This window comes from Sphingobium sp. PNB (assembly GCF_019873065.1).
GTDB lineage: Bacteria > Pseudomonadota > Alphaproteobacteria > Sphingomonadales > Sphingomonadaceae > Sphingobium > Sphingobium fuliginis.
Window position 1 is genome coordinate 1 of the sequence record NZ_JAINEZ010000181.1, and the last position, 3278, is coordinate 3278.

General features: G+C 55.6%; 3 protein-coding genes. All 3 read right to left on the bottom strand.

Going from position 1 to position 3278, the window contains the following annotated elements:
* Positions 1–54 precede the first annotated feature (54 nt).
* Positions 55–564, bottom strand: a complete 510-nt coding sequence (locus K7W03_RS26995) for a hypothetical protein (protein WP_222888024.1) — start codon at positions 562–564, stop codon at positions 55–57.
* Complete coding sequence (locus K7W03_RS27000; RefSeq protein ID WP_319024353.1) at positions 561–719, bottom strand: helix-turn-helix domain-containing protein; 159 nt, start codon at positions 717–719, stop codon at positions 561–563. The genes K7W03_RS26995 and K7W03_RS27000 overlap by 4 nt, the downstream gene beginning before the upstream one ends.
* 993 nt (positions 720–1712) lie before the next feature.
* Positions 1713–3098 (bottom strand): glycoside hydrolase family 43 protein, encoded by a 1386-nt coding sequence (locus K7W03_RS27005; RefSeq protein WP_222888028.1) that lies wholly within the window; start codon positions 3096–3098, stop codon positions 1713–1715.
* Between the last annotated feature and the right edge of the window lie 180 nt (positions 3099–3278).

A 3278-nucleotide genomic window follows, 5' to 3' on the forward strand; every position in this document is an offset into this window, starting at 1 on the left:
ACGCCCTCCGCCCTTCACCGACACCCCAACAACCGATTCTCATCTTGATTGTCGCTACGCTCGCATCCTGTCAGTCGCCGCGCACTTAGCATTGGGACCATACTTCGTGTCGATTTCATCGATGAAGTAGGTGGGGCGTCCTTCTGGATCATCCAAGGCTCGAATAAGGCTGGCCGTCGTAGCACTGGATGCCTCCAGAGCCAGCGGACACATGGACGCAGTAAGCCGCATCGCCAGCGACTTGCCGCTACCCGGCTCCGCCGAAAGGAATGCAAGGCGGGGTGTCGTGTCCCACGCACTCATAAGATGCGTGTGGGCTGCCCAGAGGGCCACCGCTATCCCGGCATCAGCCGATGGCAGGACAATGAAGCGCTGCATGAATGCTGAGACACGATCCAGTAGATCCGCACCGCTGCCAATGGCACCATCGACCGGCGGCGTTTCGTCTAGCGGGAGTTGAACATCTGAGGTATCAATGGTTGCCGGGCTGACCGCTTTGGCATCTTCTGGGCCGGTTGCTGTTCCCGCAGCACCGGCCCTTTCATTATCAGGCGCATCGCTCATGCGGCACCGCCAGTGGCGCGTTCGATCAACGCCTTGATGCTGTCGATCTTCACCAACCGCCGAGTGCCAATCTGCATCGAGGCCAAATCGCCCTTCGAGAGCATCTCGTAAATCTTGGTACGCCCAATGCCAAGCATTTGTGCGGCATCATTCACTGAACATAGCATAGAGTTCATAGCAACAAATCCCGAAGTTACGTCCGATTAACAGCGGACTCGGGAGGTGTTGAGCGAATGGAAAAATATAATCAAGTGCCGCGAACAGTGCTTGGCATCTAGTATTCGATAGGAAAATTCAGAAACCTAAAGAGTAACTTTTTTGGTAGATCTGCCTATCTCCCATATGGGATAAAGCTTTGCATAACATATCTGATTTTTGCCGACGATAAATTGCCTAAAGGCTAAAATTTTTTGCAGCATCCTTGAGGAAGAACCGTGAACTGCCTCTCTCCGAGGCCTATGGGGGCTCCTTTGCGCACGAATCATGTCAGCCCCAGCCGCCATGTGCAGATTCGTGGTCGTTTCCTCCGTTCGCCACCGGCTCAGCCTAGACCCTCGCAGGTCACTCCTGCCTGCCGCAAGACTGCCCACCCGCTACAGCGCTATATGAGAAGCGCGCGTGCGGGCAGCCTCGCTACCGTCACGCATTCGGGCCGCTCGTCGGTCCTCATATCACCGCCACTTTAACCGACACTTTCGCAAAGTGTGGGGAATAATGTGGGGGTGGTTCTTACGCATCCTATTTTATCATTTAAAAACAAAGGATAGAGAACATGATTCTACTCCCTCCCCCGCCGAAAGACATGGTTTTCTACGGAAAATCTGGCCTTCAGAGGCTGTCATGTCCGCTACTATTCACCCACAGCCACGATAAAATGTGGTGGAAAGTGTGGTGGATTTCAGGGGGTGTGGTGGAATGTGTCCCGGCGAGGTGAAGCATGGGGAAATTGACGGCCAATGAGGTGAAGGCCACCTGGACCTCATGGCCAACCGGCTGGAGGATGACATAGCCTCGCACGGCGTCATATTATATCGCCTGACGTCAGCGGCCTGACTATGTGTTTGATCCCATGGTTGAAGCAAATGACTGGGGTGTCTCTCGCTCACGGGAAGAGACGGCCAGTTCAAATGTCTGGCCGTCCCCTGTCGTTATTGGACAAACCGCCAGTGATCGAAGTCGAATAGCGACCTGTCGCCGCTGCCCTTGAAAAGCAGGTACAAATCATGGGTGCCGATTGCACCCGCTATGCTTGTCTGGCGCTCCTGCCAAACGCCAGGCGCGCCGGTTTCGCCGATCGGCAGAGTGCCGATCACTGGCCCATCAGTACGGTCCAAACGCAGCTCTATCATCGAACCCGGCAGGCCGTTGGCGACGGTGGCAATGAACCGTCTGGCGCCAGCGGAACCAAAATCCACACCAGCGACCTTGATGTAACTGCGGTTCTTGGTCGTGGTCACGAAGATACCGGATTTCGCATCCCCCGCCGTCGTTACGCCCGGGGCCCAATCATATGGCCGGTCCTGATCGCGCTTGAGGCGCGAGGTCCAGGCTATCGTCTCTGCTTCAACGCGCTTGTAAGGATTCAGCGCCTCAAGTTGAGGTGCGCTGGCTCTGTCCCACCAGTGCAAGTTGGGGATCGTGCCGTCTGGATTGTAGTTGAATTTGGCGACCGCCACCGAGCGCCGCTCGTGATGCATCGGCGTCATCGCGAAGTTCAGTTCATAGTTAAAGCCGAACAGGTACGATCCGCCCTTGTAGTCGATGATGCCAGGATGGTTGCCGGTCGCGCGCGCGTCGTGAGCCATGATAGGCCCTTTATAGGTCCATGGGCCCGTCGGCTTGTCGCTCATTGCATAGCCAATCCCTTCCGAGCAGCAGGTAGAGGCGAAGGCCATGTAGTAGTGGTTTTTCCGCTTATAGAACCAAGGTCCTTCCTGATAATCCAGGATCCGATCGACCTTGGTGATCTGACCTGAATAGGAAATCATGTCCTTGTTGAGCTTGACGTAATACAGGTCAGGATTGCCCCAGTAGAGATAGGCTTGACCGTCGACGTCGATCCAAACGGTCGGATCGATATTGTCATTGGCCGGAGCGATCAAAGGCTTGCCCAACACATCGACGAAAGGCCCTTCAGGCTTGTCGGCGACCGCCACTGCAATGACATTCTTGGGCCGCCCCGCGATACTGATCGGAGCGTAGAGGTAGAATTTTCCGTCTCTGGCGATGACTTGCGGGGCCCAGGCGTCGTTGCTCTGCACCGCCCATGGGAAAGTCTTCAAGGAGGCGACGGTTCCCCGATCGGTCCAGTTCACCATGTCCGTCGAGCTGTAGAGCTGCCAGTCGAGCATCTTGAAGCCGGTTGCGTCATTCTCATCATGACTGGTGTAGAGATAGACCACGCCATCATGCACAAGGGGGGCAGGGTCGGCCGTGAAACGCGTCTGGACGATGGGATTCTGCGCGCGAGCCAGCGACGGCACAGCCAGGGCACACAGAATTGCAGTCGCCGCCCCGATACCAATTCCGTTCATTGAAATCCCTTCGATTTTCAAACTGGATAGTCGACGCGAGTTCTGCTTCTTGAACTCTGCTGTGTCGTACGCTCGAGCATATGTCGCATTTGTAGCTAGGTTTCGTGGACAAAGGGTATCCATTGCAGGGCTGAGACGAGATTGACGAAGCCGAGGTAGGACTCTTTGGTTTTGTCGTAT